The organism is Brevibacterium sp. Z349TD_9 (assembly GCF_056173565.1).
In genome coordinates this window covers 1,036,286-1,053,896 of record NZ_CM149680.1, presented here as the reverse complement: position 1 = coordinate 1,053,896, position 17,611 = coordinate 1,036,286, and the positions used below count along the sequence as shown (strand labels likewise).

Sequence of the window (17,611 nt, the reverse complement as noted above, 5' to 3'; positions counted from 1 at the left end):
TGGATCAGCTCACGGACTGGGCGCGCGCGGCATCGCGGGCGGCGGCGAGCATCCCCTCACGGGTGGCGATCTTCACCCTCTCACGACCCCGAACCTCACCAGCGGCCTTCTCGGCAGCCTCGACCCGGTGGTACCCCTCCCAATCCACGAAATCCACACCCTTGGACTCGAGGAGGTCGACGATCGCCGACTCCTCGGGAAACACCGGCTCCGACAGAACACCCGCACCACGATCAGCGATGAGATGCCCGATCGTCTCCAGAGCATCACCCTTCGTATGCCCGATCAGACCCACTGGACCACGCTTGATCCAGCCGGTCGCATACACACCCGCCACCACATCAGCAGACGGGGCTTCGGCCTGATCCAAGGTGTCGACGACACGCCCCTCATGGTTGGGGATGACACCCTGGCGCGGATCGAACGGCAGCTGCGGCAGTGCTGAGCCGGCATAGCCGACGGCGCGGTAGACCGCCTGTACCGGCCAGTCCACGAACTCGCCCGTGCCGCGGACGTTGCCCGTCCCGTCGAGCTCCTGACGCTCGGTGCGCAGACCTTCGACCTGCCCATCGCCGAGGATCTCTGTCGGGGCATGGAGGAAGTGCAGATGCAGCCGCCTGCTCGCACCGGTCGGTTCACGCAGCGTGAAATCGGTCAGCGTCTTCGCCACCTGCTTGACCTGATTCGATGACTCGATCGCCTCCATCGACCCCTCATCGAACTCGAAGTCCTCCGGATAGACGATGATGTCGACATCCGGCACATGCCCGAGCTCCCGCAGCTCGAGCGGGGTGAACTTCGCCTGTGCCGGACCCCTGCGGCCGAACACATGGACGTCGGTGACCTTCGAGGACTTCAGACCCTCATACACATGATCCGGGATCTCCGTGACCTGCATGTCATCGGCCTGCTTCGCCAGCACCCGGGCCACATCCAAGGCCACATTCCCATTCCCGATCACCGCCACGGACTCGGCCTCGAGCGGCCAGGACTGGGAGACATCCGGGTGCGAGTCGTACCAGTTGACGAAGTCCGCCGCCCCGAACGAGCCCTCAAGGTCGACGCCGGGAATGTTCAGAGGCGCATCCGTGATGCACCCGGTGGAGAAGATCACCGCATCATACCGGTCGGTGAGTTCGTCCAAGGTGATGTCGGTGCCGTAGTCGACGTTGGAGAACAGGCGGATGTCTCCCCGGTCGAGGACTTTGATCAGGGCGTTGATGATGCCCTTGATCCGCGGATGATCCGGAGCCACTCCGTAGCGGACCAGACCGAACGGGGTTGGGAGTCGCTCGAAGAGATCGATGCTCACCTCGAAATCACGCTCAGCCTTCGTCAACAGATCAGCCGCATAGATCCCAGCGGGACCGGCACCGACAATAGCCACACGGAAAGGACGGGTCATGGTTCTCCTCAGTCGTCGTCGGGCACATCGACTGTGTGCCCGGTCAGGGTCGGGGTCGTGAGGGAGTTGCCCTCACTCCTCGGTGTTCTGCGGCGGCAGGGCCGCGATGATGGGGTGGTCGAAGGTGCTCACGCCGAAGCCGGCGGCACCTCCCGGAGAGCCGATCGTCTCGAAGAACTCGACGTTGGCGGTGTAGTAGGACTCCCACTGCTCGGGCACGTCGTCTTCGTAGTAGATCGCCTCGACAGGGCACACGGGTTCGCATGCCCCGCAGTCGACGCATTCGTCGGGATGGATGTAGAGGCTGCGTTCGCCTTCGTAGATGCAGTCGACGGGGCATTCCTCGATGCAGGCCCGATCCTTCACGTCGACGCAGGGCTGGGCGATGATGTAGGTCATGGGGTCCTCGTCAGGGCTGGTCGGTGGTTCTGGTCGAAGGCACCGGCGGCGTAAGGGCTGAGCCGGACGACGTCGCCGACGATGACGACGGCCGGTGAGCGCACACCCCGGTGTGCGGCCTGGAAGGCGATCGTATTCAGCGTCCCGACCGTCACCCGCTGGTTCTTGCCGTAGCCGTCCTCGATGATCGCGACGGGGCAGTCGCCGCCGCGGTCGCCGCGGGCGAGCACCATCGCCGAGTGGGTGAGCGTCCCGATGCCCATGAGGACGACGACGGTGTGGTCGCGTCCCCCGCCGAGGTCGCTGAGCTGGTCGTGGCCGGTGACGACGGTGTACGTCGTAGCCAGGCTGCGGTGGGTGAGCGGGATCCCGGCCACCGCGGGCACCGAGTTCGCGCTCGTCACGCCGGGGACCACCTGGGCGACGATCCCTGCCTCCCGGAGGTGGGCGAGCTCCTCACTCCCGCGGCCGAAGACGAACGGGTCCCCGCCCTTGAGTCGCACGACCCGGCGGCCGGCGCGGGCCTGTTCGACGAGGATCTCGTTGATCCGCTGCTGCGGCACCGGGTGGTGTCCGGGGGTCTTGCCGACGTCGATGATCTCCGCGTCCAGCGGCTCTCCCCGTTCGGCGGCGAGGTCGTCGAGGACGGTGCGGGCGCCGAGGCGGTCGGCGACGATGACGTCGGCGGTCTCGAGCGCGCGCAGTCCCCGAACCGTGAGCAGGTCGAGGGTCCCGGGTCCCGCGCCGACGAGGAGGACGCTGCCGGGGGCGAAGCGGTCGATGCTCATCCTTCGTCCTCCTCGGCGGGGGTGTGGATGCCGGCGGCCACGGTCGCTCCGGTCTGCTCGTCGATGACGAGGAATCCTCCGGCACGGCCGTGGATGCGGAAGTCGGGCAGGGTGAGCGCCGCGGACAGCCGCACCTCGGCCACGCCGATGTCGTTGCCGGCGAGCACCTCGGCGGGTTCCGATGCGTTCGTGAGCAGGTTCCGGCGGGATTCGATGCCGATGATGCCCTTGACGGTCGTCGTCCCGGCCTTGACGAGCACTCGGTCGCCGGTGCGGAGGCCTGCGGCGGTGAAGGGGAAGACCTCGGCGCGCAGGGTCTTGCGCACAGGCGGCAGGCTGCCGGCGGCGGCGAGCACGCTGCCGCGGGCGGTGTCGATGTCGTCGGCCAGCCGCAGCGCCACCGAGAGCGGGGCTCCGGCGGATTCGAGCGGGCCGTCGGCGGTGTCGATGCCGGTCACTCTCGTGCGCATCCCGGCCGGGTGGACGTCGATCTCGTCGCCGACGCGGACCCGTCCCGACGTGATCTGCCCGGTCACGGCCCGGTAGTCGCGGAAGTCCTCGGGATCGAGTCCGGGGGCGAGTCCGCCCTGCGGGCGGAGCACGGACTGGACGTCGAGGCGGAAGGGCTCGAGGTCGGCTTGGTCCTCCTCGATGCTCGGCAGGGTCTCGAGGAGTTCGAGCAGGGAGGGACCCTCGTACCACGGGGTGTTCGCCGAGGCGGCAGCGACGTTGTCCCCGGCGAGCGCGGAGACGGGGATGAGGTGGGGTGCCTCGAGGCCGATCTCCTCGGTGATCACACCGACCTCACGGGCCACCTCGGCGAAGGCGGCCTCATCGTAGTCGAGGAGGTCGATCTTGTTGATCGCGACGATGACGTGGCGGATGCCGAGGCGGTGGACGACGGTGAGGTGGCGGCGGGTCTGCTCGGTCGCGCCGTTGCGGGCGTCGATGAGGACGACGACGGCATCAGCGGTCGTCGCGCCCGTGACCATGTTGCGGGTGTACTGGACGTGTCCCGGGCAGTCGGCGAGGATGAACGAGCGCCGGTCGGTCGCGAAGTACCGGTAGGCGACGTCGATCGTGATGCCCTGTTCGCGTTCGGCGCGCAACCCGTCGGTGAGGAGGGCGAAGTCGAATTCGCCGCCGACGAAGCCGCGTTCGGCGCTCGTGGCTGTGACCTGCGCGAGCTGGTCGGCGAGGATCGCCTTCGCGTCGTGGAGGAGGCGGCCGACGAGCGTCGACTTCCCGTCGTCGACGGACCCGGCGGTCGCGAAGCGCAGCAGGGTCTTCGTGGTGGTGGGGGCGATGGTCGTCATCAGAAGTATCCGTCCTTCTTCCGGTCCTCCATGGCGGCGGCGGAGATCCTGTCGTCGGCGCGTGTGGCGCCGCGTTCGGTCACGGTGGTCACGGCCACCTCGGCGACGACGGCGGCGATGTCGGCGGCGTCGGATTCGACGGCGCCCGTGCAGCTCATGTCCCCGACCGTGCGGTAGCGCACGGACTTGGTCACGACGGGTTCGTCCGCGCGCGGGGCGGAGAACTCTCCCGTCGCCCACCACATGCCGTCACGGTGGAAGACTTCGCGGTCGGCGGCGTAGTAGAGGGGCGGAAGGTCGATGCCCTCGCGGGCGATGTAGTTCCACACGTCGAGTTCGGTGAAGTTCGAGATCGGGAACACGCGGACGTGTTCGCCGGGCACGTGACGGCCGTTGTAGAGGTTCCACAGCTCGGGCCGCTGGTTGCTCGGGTCCCACTGGCCGAACGCGTCGCGCAGGGAGATGATGCGCTCCTTCGCCCGGGCCTTGTCCTCGTCCCGGCGGGCCCCGCCGAACACCGCGTCGTAGCCGCCGGCGGCGATCGCGTCGATGAGCGGCTGGGTCTGCAGGGTGTTGCGGGTGCCGTCGGGGCGTTCGCGCAGCCGTCCGTCGTCGATGTAGTCCTGGACCTTCGCGACGGTGAGTTCGAGGCCGAAGCGCTCGGCCGTGCGGTCGCGGTAGTCGAGGATCTCCGGGAAGTTGTGCCCGGTGTCGACGTGGAGGAGGCCGAAGGGGATCTTCGCCGGCCAGAACGCCTTCTGGGCGAGGTGGAGGACGGTCACGGAGTCCTTGCCGCCGGAGAAGAGGAGGACCGGCTTCTCGAACTCCGCGGCGACTTCGCGGATGATGTGGATGGCCTCGGACTCGAGGACGTCGAGGGTCGTCGGTGCCTGGTGGTCGATGCTCATACGTGCAGCCCGCATTCTGTCTTGGAGAAACCTGCCCAGCGTCCGGCCCGGGGGTCCTCCCCCGGGGCGACGGGACGCGTGCAGGGCTCGCACCCGATCGACGGGTAGCCCTGGGACATGAGTGGATTGACCGGCACGCCGAAGGCGCCGGCGTAGTCGAGGAGGTCGTCGAAGGACCACGCGGCGACGGGGTTGACCTTGATGAGGCCGTTCTTCTCGTCGAACGTGATGAGCGGGGTGTTCGCCCGCGTCGGCGCCTCATCACGGCGCACCCCGGTGAACCAGAGTTCGTAGCCGGACAGGGACTTCTTCAGGGGCGCGACCTTGCGGCGGGCGCAGCACAGGCCCGGGTCGCGGGCGAAGAGCTCGGCCCCGAATTCGGCATCCTGCTCGGCCACGGTCTGCTCGGGGAGGACGTCGACGATGCGCACATCCATCGTCCGGGCCACCTCGTCGCGGGTCTCATAGGTCTGGGCGAAGTGGTAGCCGGTGTCGAGGAAGAGGACGTCGACGCCGGGCATGTACTGGGCGACGAAGTGCGGCAGCGCGGCATCGGCCATCGAGCACGCGACGGCCGCGGCCCGGGTGTCGACGTTCCGCGAGACCCAGCGGATGACGTCGGCGGGGGCGGCTTCGGCCACCCCGTTGTCCGGGTCACCGGCGAGCTCCCGGTTCCCCGCCTCGGCGAGGGCACGGAGATCATCGAGGGTGCGCGTGCTCATACCAGCTCCTCATCGTCGACGCGGTGCGCCCATTCGGAGAACGTCTCGGATTCGCCGCGGCCGTCGAGGAAGCGGCGCACGAGCTTCTCGACGTAGTCGCTGAGGTTCTCCGCGGTGACCTTGAGTCCGCGCACGGTGCGGCCGAGGCCGGCCTCGTCGCGGTCCTGCGAGGCCAGTCCCCCGCCGACGTGGACCTGGAAGCCGGGCTGCTGGGTGCCGTCCTCGGTGGTGACGAGCTGACCCTTGAGGCCGATGTCGGCGGTCTGGATCCGGGCGCACGAGTTCGGGCAGCCGTTGAGGTGGAGGCTGATCGGGTGGGGCAGGTCGATGCCCGCGAGACGGGCCTCGAGCTGCGCGACGGCATCGGCGGCGGTCTGCTTCGTCTCGACGATCGCGAGCTTGCAGAACTCGATGCCGGTGCAGGCCATCGTCGAGCGGCGGAAGAGGTCCTTCCGGCTCGAGAGCCCGAGGGCGTCGAGACCGGCGACGACGTCGTCGATGTCGTCCTCTGCGATGTCGAGGAGGAGGATCTTCTGGTGCGGGGTCGTCCGCAGCCGGGTCGAGCCGTACTTCTCCGCGAGGTCGACGATCTGCCCGAGCAGGGTGCCCGACGCCCGACCGGCGATGAGGCTCACCCCGATGTAGTACTTCCCGTCGGCCTGCCGGTGCACGCCGACGTGGTCACCGGCCGTCAGCGGCTTGTCCGGGGCGGGACCGTCGGCGAGTGCGTAGCCGAGGTACTCGGTCTCGAGGACTTCGCGGAACTTCTCCGGACCCCATTCGGCCATGAGGAACTTCAGGCGCGCCTTGTTCCGCAGCCGGCGGTACCCGTAGTCGCGGAAGATCTCCGTGACGCCCAGCCAGGTCTCGACGACCTGGTCGGGGGCGACCCAGGCGCCGAGGCGCTCGGCGAAGCGGGGCACGGTCGACAGGGCACCGCCGACCCAGAGGTCGTAGCCGATGCCGTGCTCGGGGTGTTCGACGGCGACGAACGAGCAGTCGTTGATCTCGTGGACGACGTCCTGACTGGGGTGACCGGTGATCGCGGTCTTGTACTTGCGCGGCAGGTTCGCGAGGCTCGGATCCCCGATGTAGCGGCGGGAGATCTCCTCGATCGCCGGGGTCGGGTCGATGAGCTCGTCGGCGGCGATCCCGGCCACCGGCGAGCCGAGGATGACGCGCGGGACGTCCCCGCAGGCCTCGGTCGTCTGCAGACCGACCGCTTCGAGGCGGCGCCAGATCTCCGGGACGTCCTCGATGGCCACCCAGTGGAGCTGGATGTTCTGCCGGTCGGTGAGGTCGGCCGACCCGCGGGCGAAGTCGTTCGAGATGTCAGCGATCGTCCGCAGCTGCTCGGTCGTGAGCTTGCCGCCGTCGATGCGGACCCGGAGCATGAAGTACTCGTCCTCGAGCTCGTGGGGTTCGAGGGTGGCGGTGCGACCGCCGTCGATGCCGGGCTTGCGCTGGGTGTAGAGACCCCACCAGCGGAAGCGACCGTGCAGGTCATCGGGGTCGATCGAGGCGAACCCGCCCTTGGCGTAGATCTCCTCGATCCGCGCGCGGACGTTGAGGCCGTTGTCCTCGGCCTTGTCGACTTCGTTCTTGTTGAGCGGTTCGTGACCGTCGATCTTCCACTGTCCGTTGGACTTCTTCGGTCGCGCTGCGGCCTTGCCTGCGGGCTTCGCGCCGCGCTGCTCCACATCTGTGGACATAGCCAACTCCCCATGCTGGTGCGATTGCTTGGTCAGTCACGCTACAGGCTAACAGAATTGCTCAACAAATTAGGATGGCCAAAGCCTGTCATGTTTCGACATATGACGGTCCGCGACAGCGGAAGACGTTTCCGCAGGGCGGGCTTGACGCAGCCTCAGAGGACTGCCATCATGCGCTCGCGCACGATGTCGACGAGCAGCGGCGACGCTGGTGACGTGCCGTGCAGCAGGGGGTCGGCGAGGCGTCCGCCGACGCCGTCGACGAGGCGCGCGGCGAGGTCGTCGAAGTAGCCGGGGGCGAGGAGGAGGTTGGCGACGACGAGGCGCTCACCGAGGCGGCACTTCTGCTCAACAATGTCACGGAGATTGTCGCGTTCGCCGGCGAGGAACGCCGTCTGCACGGGCCGGCCGAGGCGGTCGGCGAGGAGGCGTCCGACTGCGCGGCTCGCATCGTTGGCGCGCTCGTCGCTCGAGCCGGCCGCGACGAGGACGACCTCGTCGTCGGCGGTCAGGGCCCCGATGCGCTGTGCGAGGAGTTCCGCGAGCCGCGGGTCGGGCCCGAGGGTGCCGGCGACGCGGATGTCGCGCACCGCCTCGTGGGCGGAGCCGGCACTGTCCGGGGCGGGGCCGCCTGCGGCGGTGACCGCCTCGGCGAGGTCGACATGGACGTGATAGCCCGGGGAGAGGAGAAGGGGGACGAGCACGCTCGGCCGGTCGGCGGGCAGACGGCGGAGCACCTCGGCGACATCCGGGGCCTGCACGTCGACGTGCCCGAGGACGACGGTGTCAGTGATCCCGCGCTGCCGCACGTCGGCGGCGACCGCCTCGGCGAGGGCGGTGATGACGGCCTGCCCCTCGGGGGACGAGGTGCCGTGGGAGATGAGACCGAGCGCAGGGGTGGGCATCGGCTTATCGTGCCAAGCCGGGACTCGCGCGGTCAACGCCGACGTCACACGGCGTCGTCGGCGCACAGTGCCGTCGGCGCACGTCGTCGGGCCGTTGTTGCGTCGGGTCGGACACCGATGTCGCAGAATGCGCACATCGTCAGGCCCGCGGACGCGGGGTTCCGCGGAGAGAATGGCATCAGTCCCACCCCGTCACCCCACCCGAGGAGTCCCGATGTCCCCCATGCTCACCGCCCCCAGGATGCGCGCCGTCGTCGCCGCGTCCGTGCTCGCGCTCAGCCTCGGCCTGACCGGCTGCGGAGCCGGCGGGGAAAAGGATGCGCCCGCCGATGACACACCGTCCTCAGCGGACCCGAGCACTCCGGATTCGACTGGGGCGGGGTCGACCGCGCCGAGTTCGTCCGAGGCGGGGTCATCCGAGGAGGCGTCGACGGAGGGGGCACCGTCGGAGGATCCCTTCGCCGATTCCGCCCGCGCCCAGTCGTGGGCGAGCGACGAGGGGATGGACATCGACGCCGACGGCAACGGCACGATCCCCGCCGCCTCGCTCGAAGCCGATCTCGTCGATCTCTTCAGGAACAAGTTCGACCTCGAGGTCGAGGAGGCCACGTGCGACACGGACATGGAGGTCACGGCGTGGAGCGGCTTCGAGCCCTGCGATGTCGTCGTCAAGGACATGACGTACTTCGGCACGGTCGAGCTCATCGACCACAAGGATGCGATGGTGAAGTACGAGGTGCTGTTCCCGGGACTCAACAAGGACGACGTGAGCTTCTAAGCTGGGAGTGGGTCGCGCACGGAGTTTGTTCGCGCACGGAGTTTGTTCGAACAACACCGGCATTTGCGAATATAGGCTAGAGTGGCTCCATGTCACGTCAACGGGCGAGCACCGACAAGGTGCACGGACAGATCCGCGCCGACATCCTCGGCGGCGTCTTCGCGCCCGGGCAGAAGCTCAAGTTCGCCGATCTCGGGCAGCGCTACGGTGCGAGTGTGAGCGCGATCAGGGAGTGTCTGACGCGGCTGACGGAGCAGAGGCTCGTCGTCGCCGAGCCCATGGTCGGCTTCCGCGTCATGCCGCTGACCGCCGAGGATCTCTGCGATCTCACCGACACCCGCATCGACCTCGAAGTCCTCGCCCTGCGCGGGGCGATCGAGCACGGCGGAGTCGACTGGGAATCCGATCTCGTCGCCGCCCATCACCGCCTCGAGCGCACACCGATGACGGCACCCGACGCGCCGCGGACGATGTCCGATGAGTGGGAGCAGGCGCATACGGCCTTCCACGCGGCCCTGCTGGCCGGATGCCGGCGCCCCCGACTGCTCGCGATGACCGAGTCGCTGCGCGACGCCACCGCCCTCTACCGCCGCTGGGCGGTGCAGCGGGAGCCGAAGCGCGACGGCATCGACGAGCACCGCGCGATCCTCGAGGCGGCGCTGGCCGGCGACGTCGACGCCGCGACCGAGGCGCTGCGCGCGCACTATGCGACGACGGCGGAGATCCTCTCCGAAGGGCTGTCGTCGCCCCTTCCCCGCACCCAGGGGTGAGAGGCACCGCTGGGTCGGTGCAGAGTGTCGGGCGCAGGCTTTTCAGGCACAGAAACGGGCGCGTCGCCGGAATCGCGACGCGCCCGGCCCGTCAGTTCGCGGGGACGGTCTCCGTCTCGGTGACGACGACCGATTCGTCGGCGGCGTCAGCGGCCCGTGCCTCTGCGGCCTCCGCCTCGGCGCGGTTGCGCTGCGACCACACGATGAACGCGGTCGCCGGGACCGCGGCGAGGGCGAGGGAGGCGAGTCCGCTGGCGACGCCGTACTTCTTCGTCAGCCCGAGCGCACCGTCGACGGAGTACTCCCCGGGCCCGGTGAACCCGAGGACCCCGGCACCGGCGGCGTAGAGCAGCGGCAGCTCGTATCCGCCCTTCATCGCCCACAGGCCGTTCTTCGCATTCACCGAGGCGGCCACGGCGAGGGTGCCGCTGACCATCGCCGCACCGAGCGGCGTGCCGGCACCGAGGAGGAGCATCCCGGAGCCGACGGACTCCGTGGTCGCGGCGAGCTTGACCATCGACTTGCCGGGGACGAAGCCCCACTTCTCGAACATCGGCGCGGTGCCGTCGGGTCCGCCCCCGCCGAAGAGCCCGAAGGCCTTCTGCGAGGCGTGCCCGAGGATGAGTCCGCCGACGACGCCGCGCAAGAGCAGCAGTCCTGTGTTCATGGTGTCTCCTAACGGTTGAGCTGTGAGTGGACAGGTGGTGCGGTCAGCGGGAGAGGATCGCGGCGGCGGCCTCCCGCAGGGCGGCCTCGGGATCGGCGACCATGCCCGGAGCCCGCCACCCGATGTAGCGGTCGGGCCGGACGAGCACGGCGCCGCCGTCGCCGACTTCGCGCGCCTTCGCCCAGGCGCCGTAGGCGTCGTCGATGTCCTCACCGCGACCGATCGACCGAGTGCGCAGCGGGATGCCGAGGTCGGCGGACACCGCCTCGGCGGCGTCCTCCCAGGCTTTGCCGCCGATCCCGGTGAGCAGGGTGAACTCCCCGCCGCCGGTGAGGTCGAGGGTCGAGACCTTCCGTCCGTCCGCCACGACCCACACGTGCGGCAGGTAGGCGCCCGGCCACGTCGTCGGCTGGTAGTAGAGCTCGGCATCGCGGGTGTAGGCGGGCATCGGCTCACCGTCGGTGACGGCCGCCGTCGACTCGTAGCGCTGACCGAGCTCCACACCGTGGGCGTTGAAGTGGTACTCGTTCTGCGCGAGCACATCGTCGAGGTGACTGCGGCTCGCCGCTCCGGCCGGGGTGTCGCTGAAGAACTCGTCGAGCGCGGCCTGCCCTTCGGCATCGGTCTGCCCGATCCGGCAGCCGAGGGCCGAGGGCACCTGCCCGAAGGCCTGCACACTGGCCAGGGCCCGGTCGACGACCTGGCGGCCGACGGGCCGGCGTTCGGCGTCATACGTGTCGAGCAGGTCGGGTCCGGCGAGGCCGGTGACGACGTGCGCGAGCTTCCAGGCGATGTTGTACCCGTCCTGCACCGAGGTGTTGCTGCCGAGGCCGTTGGCCGGCGGGTGCCGGTGGGCGGCGTCCCCGGCGAGGAAGACACGTCCGCGGCGGTAGGTCGATGCGACGAGGTGGTTCATCTGCCATTCGCTCACCCCTTTGATCCGCACGTCGACGCTCGGATCGCCGATGACCTTGCCGATGCGCTCCTGCAGTCCGTCCTCGCTCGTGTCGATCGTCTCCGTCTCGGGGTCGTAGACGACGATGAGCACCCATTCGGTCCACGGCCGCACGGTGACGAAGGTGCCGGCCCCGAGCCAGAAGTCGCGGCCGGGCTGGATCGTGAAGAAGAGCGCTCCGGGGCGGTGTGCGCGATACTTCTCGAGGTCGGCTTCGATCCAGATGTTGATCGCCGAGCCGAGACCGGTCTCCCCTTCGAAGGGGAAGCCGAGCTCCTCGGCGATGAGGCTGCGACCGCCGTCGGCGGCGACGACGTACTGCGCCCGCACGAGGTAGTGCTCACCGGTCGCACGATCGAGCATCTCGGCCTCGACGTGGTCGGCGGTCTGGCTGATCGCGACGAGCTCGGTGGAGAACCGCAGGTCGCCGCCGAGGTCCTCGGCCCGCCGGCGCAGGATCGGCTCGAGGTCGTGCTGGCCGATGTTGCACATCGAGCTCGGGCTGGCATTGGCATAGTCGGCGCGACGTGCCGGTCCGCTCCCCCAGGCGTCCATCCGGGCGAGCTCGCGGCCGGCGACGCTCGTGGCGAAGACGTTCGTGCCCATGCCGTCTCCGGGCAGGGAGGCGGCGAGCACCTCGTCCTCGATGCCGAGGTCGCGGAAGATCTCCATCGCCCGCTGATTGGTGATGTGGGCCCGCGGGGTGTGCGCGGTGCTCGGGAACTTGCTCACGGTGATGGCGTCGATGCCGTCCCTGGCCAGGCACGCGGCGGCGGTGAGTCCGGCAGGGCCGGCGCCGACGACGAGGACGTCGGTGGTCTCGATTCTCATGGTGGTCGTCTCCTGCCGCTCAGATCGTGTGCATCGCGGAGTCGACGACGAGGTTGGCGGCGTTGATGCCGCGGTTGTCCATGAGCGCGAAGGACGCGTCGACGATGTTGTCCGGGGTCGGCAGGCGCTTGCCGGGGGTGCGCTGGCGCGCGGCCTCATAGGCTTCGGCGCGCACGGGGTCCGCGTTGTCGACGGCGTCCGTGCCGCCGACGACTCCGGGGGTGATGACGTTGACGCGCACCGGTGCGATCTGCACGGCCAGGGAGGTGGCGAGGCCGACGACTCCGGCGTTGGCCATGGAGATCGTCGTCGATCCCGGGAACGGACGCCACATCGACAGGCCGCTGAACATGAGGACGGATCCGTCGGCGGCGAGCTTCGGCAGGGCGTAGTGGACGCTCGTCGCATAGCCGACGTTCTTCATCAGCGAGGTGTGGGCGCTGTCGTCGGGTCGGAAGTCCCTGATGTCGTTGTTGTCGCGGTCGAGGGCGACGAGGACGAGGTGGTCGATCGGCCCGTCGACGGAGTCGAAGAAGGCCTGGAGCGACGCCCAGTCGGTGAGGTCGCAGACACCGTGGCGCGCGTTCTCCCCGAGTTCGGCCGCGCGCTCCGCGTTGCGCTGCGGGTCCCGGCCGGTCACCGTGACTCGGTCCCCGCGGGCCACGGCGGCGCGGGCGATCTCGAGTCCGAGGCCGCGGGTGCCGCCGATGACGACGATGTGCTCATTGGTGGTGCTCTCCGGCATGATGCCCTCCTGAGTCGACTGCGTTGTCGCGTGACATCAGTTCTACACGAGAACTTTCGAAGCCTCAAGATTTTTTCGAATATTCTCATGAGAGGCGGAGGCAGCATGGGTTCGGCAGGGGATCGTTGCCCGACTCAGGAGGGAGTCGCGGCGTCCGCAGTGTCAGCGGCCCCCGGAGGGTTCGCGGCGTCCCACCAGTCGAGGACGCGCAGGGCCTGGAGGGTCACCCACTTCGACGGTTCGCCCGCGGGGACGTCGACGTGGAACCAGACGTCGCCGGCCAGCCGGTGTCCCTGCAGCCATGTGCCGTCGGCCTGGCGCTGGTCCCGGATGCGCTCGATCGCGTCGGCCAGACGCGGATCCGGCCGCGTTCCGTCGGTGAACGCGGCGTCGCGGAAGTAGTCCGCGGCGGCGAGGATGCTGTAGTGCCAGCGCCTAGGGTGCGCGAGACTGAACGCGTTCATCGAGAATGGCTCGCCGGTGCTCAGGCGCCGGTAGAGGTCGCGTTTCAGCAGATACTCCTCCCCTGCGGCACGCGCCTGCGCGACCCGTGTGACATCGCCGGTGCGCTGCTGATAGTCGAGAAGGGCGCCGAGGGCGTTGAGGGTCGAGTGGAAGGACGACCGGGTCGAGCCCTCGACCCATTCGCAGTTCCAGCCGCCGTCGTCGAGCTGATGGTCGAGGAACCACTGGGCGATCCCGTCGACGTCGGCGCCGAGCCACAGGCCGTTCGACAGGGTCCACGCATTGATGCACACGTCGACCTCCCCACCCCAGTACAGCAGGTCCTTGAACTCCCACCGCACGGGCGCGAGCTTCTCCGCGGTCCCGGCGAGCACCTCGGCGTCGATGCCCCATTCGCGCAGATCCTTGAGCGCCCACGTCGTCGCCGTCCACGGCTGCTCACCCTCCCAGCTGAAGTCGGCGGGGAAGAACGGACCCCCGGCCCACTGGCCGTCGGGGTCCTGCCGCGCGAGCAGGTCGCGCCCGAACCCCTCGGTGGCGACTGCGGCCCGGGTGGCCTGCCAGGTGTCCTCGTCGGCCCCGAGGAGGTCGCGCTCGACCTGCCAGCGCAGCGCCGGATCGGAGTCGAGCAGCCAGTCCCTCATACGTGTGTCGATCATCGTCGATCTCCTCCACAGTCGGCTCGGAGCCCACTTCAGCCCGTGAGGTCGGGCTCACGGCCACCAGCTTAGTCCCGGTCGCCCCTGACGTCACGGGTTTGCGCGCGCGACATCGGCCGCGAGCACCCCCGGCCACTCAGCAAGGTCGGCCGGTGTCCGGGTCATCTGAAAGCTGACAGTGTCGTGGTCCGTGCCAGTTCCAGCCCTTCGCGCAAGGGTCGCTGTCGATGCTCCGCTGAGAGGATCTCCACTCCCCACGGGCCAGCGAAGCCGATGGCACGCATCGTCTCGACGAAGCCGGCCACGTCCTGCACCCCCTCCCCGATGAGTCTGCGGTTGTCCCGGGTGTCTTCGAAGAGTGTGCCGACCACCTCGGCGTCTGCGTCACAGAGTTCGACACCGAACACAACGTCAGCGTTCACACTCTCAGACAACTCGGCAAACGACGTTCCCGCACGGAACACATGCCAGAAATCGATGATGAGACCAGCGGCCGGGTGCGCGACTTGATCGATGAGCTGAGCACCCTGCGGGACCGTTGCGATCATTCCGAACGGGAAGGGCTCCAATGCCACGCGTGTTCCGTGCGCTTCGGCTTCGATCGCCAGACGCCGGAGGGGCTTGACGAACGGTTCGAGGTCATCGACCTGCGGTGCCATTGCGGTCGCGATTTTGATGAACGACGCACCGAGAGACTGCGCAGCGTCGAGCAGATCATCCCAGTCCCGCCGCCAAGCCCCATCGTCGGTCCACCATCCGGAGCACAACTCGACTTCGACGTGCGTCAGCTCCGACGATCTGATGTCGTCAGCCAAACGGTCGTAGCCGATGGAAGCCCGCACACGGCGCAGATCGTCGAGAACGAAGCCCAGGCCCTCCCATCCAGATGCCGACACCTCCCGGACACGCGTCTGGGCATCGTATGGGCTCAGTTCGGAAGCGCGCAGCGGCGCAGTGTCTCCGGCGCTGGTCCAACACGAGGCGATCAACGCAGGTTCGGTCATGACTCGTCTCTCAGCTTCTTCCAACCCCGGAAGTCATAGGCCATTCCCGACTCTATCCCCTCTTCCATCTTCTCCAATGAGATGCCCCGTGTTTCGGGAACCTGGGTGGCGACGAAGATCAGGGCAATGACCCCGACCCCGGCGAACACGAAGAACACTCCGGAAATGCCGATCGCAGCGACCATAGAGGGAAAGACCAGAGCGATAACCCCGTTCATCCCCCACCCGAAGAGCTGCGAGATGCCGATGCCGACGCCTCTCATGGGCAGAGGGAACACCTCGGCCAGCCATACCCAGACCGCAACGTTCAGGAAAGTCTGCATCGAAGCGACGAAGCCGACGATGAGGGCGAGGATCACCCAAGCACGGAGGGGGTTGTCTTCAGACATGTACATCGAGCACAGTCCGATGAGCAGATGGAAGGTCGTCGTGAGCGTGAGTCCGATGAGGAAGGTCGTGCGGCGGTCGACTCGGTCCATCATGTACAGCGCGACGAATCCTCCGATCACTGCCACGACTCCGGGGGCGATGTTCGCGATGAGGGCCGCATTCGCCGCGAAACCGGACTCGATGAGGACGATCTGTCCGTAGTACATGATCGAGTTGATGCCGGTCAGCTGCTGGCACACGGCGACACCGATGCCGACGAGAACGATCCTGATCAGCCACTTGTTGAAGACGAATTTCCGGTAACCGACTCGTTGGTCACCGGTGGTGGCTTCGGCAACCTGCTCCACAGCACCGAGTTCCGCGACGGCACGCTCTTCGGTACGCACGGTTCGCAGCACAGCCAACGCCTCTTCGTGTCGGTCGTGTTCGACAAGCCATCGCGGCGACTCCGGCATCCGCAGCATTCCGATGAACAGGCAGATCGCCGGCAGCGCGCAGACGGCGAACATCACGCGCCAGATGCCGTCGATGTGTCCCCAAACATTGCCGATGATGGCGTTGACGACGAAGGCTGCCAGCTGGCCGGAGACAATCGCGACTTCGTTGCGTCCGCTGATCGAGCCACGGATCTCGTAGGGTGCAAGTTCGGAGAGGTAGACGGGAACCACGATCGACGCACCGCCGACTGCCAGACCGAGCATGATTCGCCCGGCGACGAGCACCTCCAGGTTCGGCGCGAAGACAACGACAAGTGTTCCGAAGAAGAACAGACCCGACAGCATGAGGATAGTCCGCCGGCGCCCGATCATGTCACAGATCTTTCCGCACGACACCGCGCCGACAGCGGCAGCGAAGACGAGGGAGCTCGTCACCACTCCCTCGCTGACCGCTGTCAGACCCAGTTCCTGGGACATCGGGCGGAGAGCACCGTTGATGACACCGGTGTCATAACCGAAGAGCAATCCTCCGAAACACGCGATGATTGAAATTAGACCGATCCGCTTCCGGTGAGGACCGGTCTTGGGCATTGTCGGCAGCGCCGAGTCGTTCGACATTACTGAGTTGGCAACCATGGTGGTCTCCTATGCTGGGTGCTTCTTTGCACTGCGGGTTGCGCCTGAGCGCTGACCCGGGTCGGCGCTCAGGCGCCGCGGTCGATCTTGACTGCACGTCCTTCCCTCGCTGAAAGTCCTGCGGCATTGGCGAGGACGAGCGCCTCCCGGCCGTCGGCGAACGTCGAACATCTCGAGGCTTCTCCACGAACCAGCTTGCAGAACTCGCGAAGCTCGTCGACGTAGGCCTCGGCATAGCGTTCGAGGAAGAAGTGTTGGAACGGGGCTCCCGCCTGTACCGCCGAGGAGTTCGAGTACCTGAGGAGGCTCGTTCCGGCGTTGCCGACTTCGAGCATTCCCCGGCCGCCGAAGACCTCGATGCGCTGGTCGTAGCCGATCGCGCTGTGCCGCGAGTTCACAATCGTGATCTGGGCACCCCCAGCCGTGCGCATGAGCACCGTAGCGGTGTCGAAGTCGCTGAGCTCGGCTGCTCCTTCGTCGAACATCTGAGACCCGGTGGCGAACACCTCGACGATGTCGGGCGCGAAGAACCGCGCCATGTCGAAGTCGTGGATGGTCTGATCGCGAAACATTCCTCCGGTCGTCCGAAGGTTCTCGATCGTCGGTGGGGCCGGGTCACGACTGATGATCATGAGCTGTTCGAGGTCGCCGACGTCACCGGCCAGAAGGCGCTCCCTTGCGGCGGCGAAGCTGCGATCGAATCGCCGGTTGAAGCCCACGGCGAAGGGGACGTCGGATTCCTCGACCATCGGAGCCAACTCGTCGACTCGCTCGATGTCGAGATCGATGGGCTTCTCACACAGGATGGGGATCTTCGCCTCGATGGCCTCGGCGATGAGGCCGGCATGAGTCGAAGTGGGGGAGGCGACGATCACGGCGTCGATTTCGCCTGAATCGAACGCCCGGCGGGGCTCCGCCGAGGCGGAGGCTCCGTGCTCGGCGGCGATCCGCTCGGCACCTGCGAGGTGGGGGTCGACGACCCAGGTCAGGACGGTTTCCGGCAGTGCTGCGATGCTGGCGGCGTGGACCTTGCCGATGCGTCCGGTTCCGATCAGGCCGAAGCGAAGCTGTTCGCTGGACATTGGTGGGTTCTCCTTGTGGTGGAAAAGGGTTGCATGG

17 protein-coding genes are annotated in these 17,611 nt (G+C 67.9%); 2 read left to right on the top strand and 15 right to left on the bottom strand.

Features of this window, described 5'->3' with window-relative positions:
• Window positions 1-4: 4 nt before the first annotated feature.
• The 8 genes from AC0VYB_RS04685 to AC0VYB_RS04650 form a co-directional block, all read right to left on the bottom strand.
• A complete protein-coding gene (locus AC0VYB_RS04685; RefSeq protein WP_063249193.1) occupies window positions 5-1,405 on the bottom strand; it encodes an FAD-dependent oxidoreductase in 1,401 nt (466 codons plus the stop codon).
• A 72-nt stretch (window positions 1,406-1,477) separates the two neighbouring features.
• Entirely contained in the window at window positions 1,478-1,804 is a 327-nt protein-coding gene (fdxA, locus tag AC0VYB_RS04680; RefSeq protein ID WP_063249194.1) for a ferredoxin, read from the bottom strand.
• Window positions 1,801-2,592, bottom strand: coding sequence for a uroporphyrinogen-III C-methyltransferase (gene cobA, locus AC0VYB_RS04675; RefSeq protein WP_119296349.1), 792 nt, complete (start codon window positions 2,590-2,592; stop codon window positions 1,801-1,803). The genes fdxA and cobA overlap by 4 nt, the downstream gene beginning before the upstream one ends.
• Window positions 2,589-3,908, bottom strand: coding sequence for a sulfate adenylyltransferase subunit 1 (locus tag AC0VYB_RS04670; protein ID WP_475385060.1), 1,320 nt, complete (start codon window positions 3,906-3,908; stop codon window positions 2,589-2,591). Before AC0VYB_RS04670 ends, cobA begins: the two co-directional genes overlap by 4 nt.
• Window positions 3,908-4,816, bottom strand: coding sequence for a sulfate adenylyltransferase subunit CysD (cysD, locus tag AC0VYB_RS04665; RefSeq protein ID WP_181365659.1), 909 nt, complete (start codon window positions 4,814-4,816; stop codon window positions 3,908-3,910). The genes AC0VYB_RS04670 and cysD overlap by 1 nt, the downstream gene beginning before the upstream one ends.
• Entirely contained in the window at window positions 4,813-5,538 is a 726-nt protein-coding gene (locus AC0VYB_RS04660; protein ID WP_137825464.1) for a phosphoadenylyl-sulfate reductase, read from the bottom strand. Before AC0VYB_RS04660 ends, cysD begins: the two co-directional genes overlap by 4 nt.
• Window positions 5,535-7,250 (bottom strand): nitrite/sulfite reductase, encoded by a 1,716-nt coding sequence (locus AC0VYB_RS04655; protein ID WP_140955534.1) that lies wholly within the window; start codon window positions 7,248-7,250, stop codon window positions 5,535-5,537. Before AC0VYB_RS04655 ends, AC0VYB_RS04660 begins: the two co-directional genes overlap by 4 nt.
• A gap of 155 nt (window positions 7,251-7,405) precedes the next feature.
• Window positions 7,406-8,155: a sirohydrochlorin chelatase gene (locus AC0VYB_RS04650; RefSeq protein ID WP_140955533.1), complete on the bottom strand. Its 750-nt coding sequence runs from the start codon at window positions 8,153-8,155 to the stop codon at window positions 7,406-7,408.
• Window positions 8,156-8,369: 214 nt separating this feature from the next.
• Here AC0VYB_RS04650 and AC0VYB_RS04645 point away from each other — a divergent pair, with 214 nt between their 5' ends.
• Both AC0VYB_RS04645 and AC0VYB_RS04640 read left to right on the top strand, forming a co-directional pair.
• Window positions 8,370-8,933 carry a hypothetical protein gene (locus tag AC0VYB_RS04645; protein ID WP_198500769.1) on the top strand — a complete coding sequence of 188 codons (564 nt, stop codon included), beginning with the start codon at window positions 8,370-8,372 and terminating at the stop codon, window positions 8,931-8,933.
• A gap of 89 nt (window positions 8,934-9,022) precedes the next feature.
• Window positions 9,023-9,703 (top strand): GntR family transcriptional regulator, encoded by a 681-nt coding sequence (locus tag AC0VYB_RS04640; protein ID WP_140955532.1) that lies wholly within the window; start codon window positions 9,023-9,025, stop codon window positions 9,701-9,703.
• Window positions 9,704-9,794: 91 nt separating this feature from the next.
• On the opposite strand, the gene AC0VYB_RS04635 is transcribed toward AC0VYB_RS04640, so the two are convergent.
• The 7 genes from AC0VYB_RS04635 to iolG all read right to left on the bottom strand — a co-directional run bounded on the left by AC0VYB_RS04635 (window position 9,795) and on the right by iolG (window position 17,574).
• Window positions 9,795-10,370, bottom strand: coding sequence for a DoxX family protein (locus AC0VYB_RS04635; protein ID WP_140955531.1), 576 nt, complete (start codon window positions 10,368-10,370; stop codon window positions 9,795-9,797).
• Window positions 10,371-10,413: 43 nt separating this feature from the next.
• Window positions 10,414-12,156 (bottom strand): FAD-dependent monooxygenase, encoded by a 1,743-nt coding sequence (locus AC0VYB_RS04630; RefSeq protein ID WP_140955530.1) that lies wholly within the window; start codon window positions 12,154-12,156, stop codon window positions 10,414-10,416.
• A 19-nt stretch (window positions 12,157-12,175) separates the two neighbouring features.
• Window positions 12,176-12,901 (bottom strand): SDR family NAD(P)-dependent oxidoreductase, encoded by a 726-nt coding sequence (locus AC0VYB_RS04625; protein WP_140955529.1) that lies wholly within the window; start codon window positions 12,899-12,901, stop codon window positions 12,176-12,178.
• Between the two features lie 134 nt (window positions 12,902-13,035).
• On the bottom strand, window positions 13,036-14,025 hold the full coding sequence (locus AC0VYB_RS04620) for a squalene cyclase (protein ID WP_140955528.1): 990 nt from the start codon (window positions 14,023-14,025) through the stop codon (window positions 13,036-13,038).
• A gap of 161 nt (window positions 14,026-14,186) precedes the next feature.
• A complete protein-coding gene (locus AC0VYB_RS04615; protein WP_140955527.1) occupies window positions 14,187-15,029 on the bottom strand; it encodes a sugar phosphate isomerase/epimerase family protein in 843 nt (280 codons plus the stop codon).
• On the bottom strand, window positions 15,026-16,492 hold the full coding sequence (locus AC0VYB_RS04610; protein WP_140955526.1) for a sugar porter family MFS transporter: 1,467 nt from the start codon (window positions 16,490-16,492) through the stop codon (window positions 15,026-15,028). Before AC0VYB_RS04610 ends, AC0VYB_RS04615 begins: the two co-directional genes overlap by 4 nt.
• A gap of 68 nt (window positions 16,493-16,560) precedes the next feature.
• A complete protein-coding gene (gene iolG, locus AC0VYB_RS04605) occupies window positions 16,561-17,574 on the bottom strand; it encodes an inositol 2-dehydrogenase (protein ID WP_140955525.1) in 1,014 nt (337 codons plus the stop codon).
• Window positions 17,575-17,611: the final 37 nt, after the last annotated feature.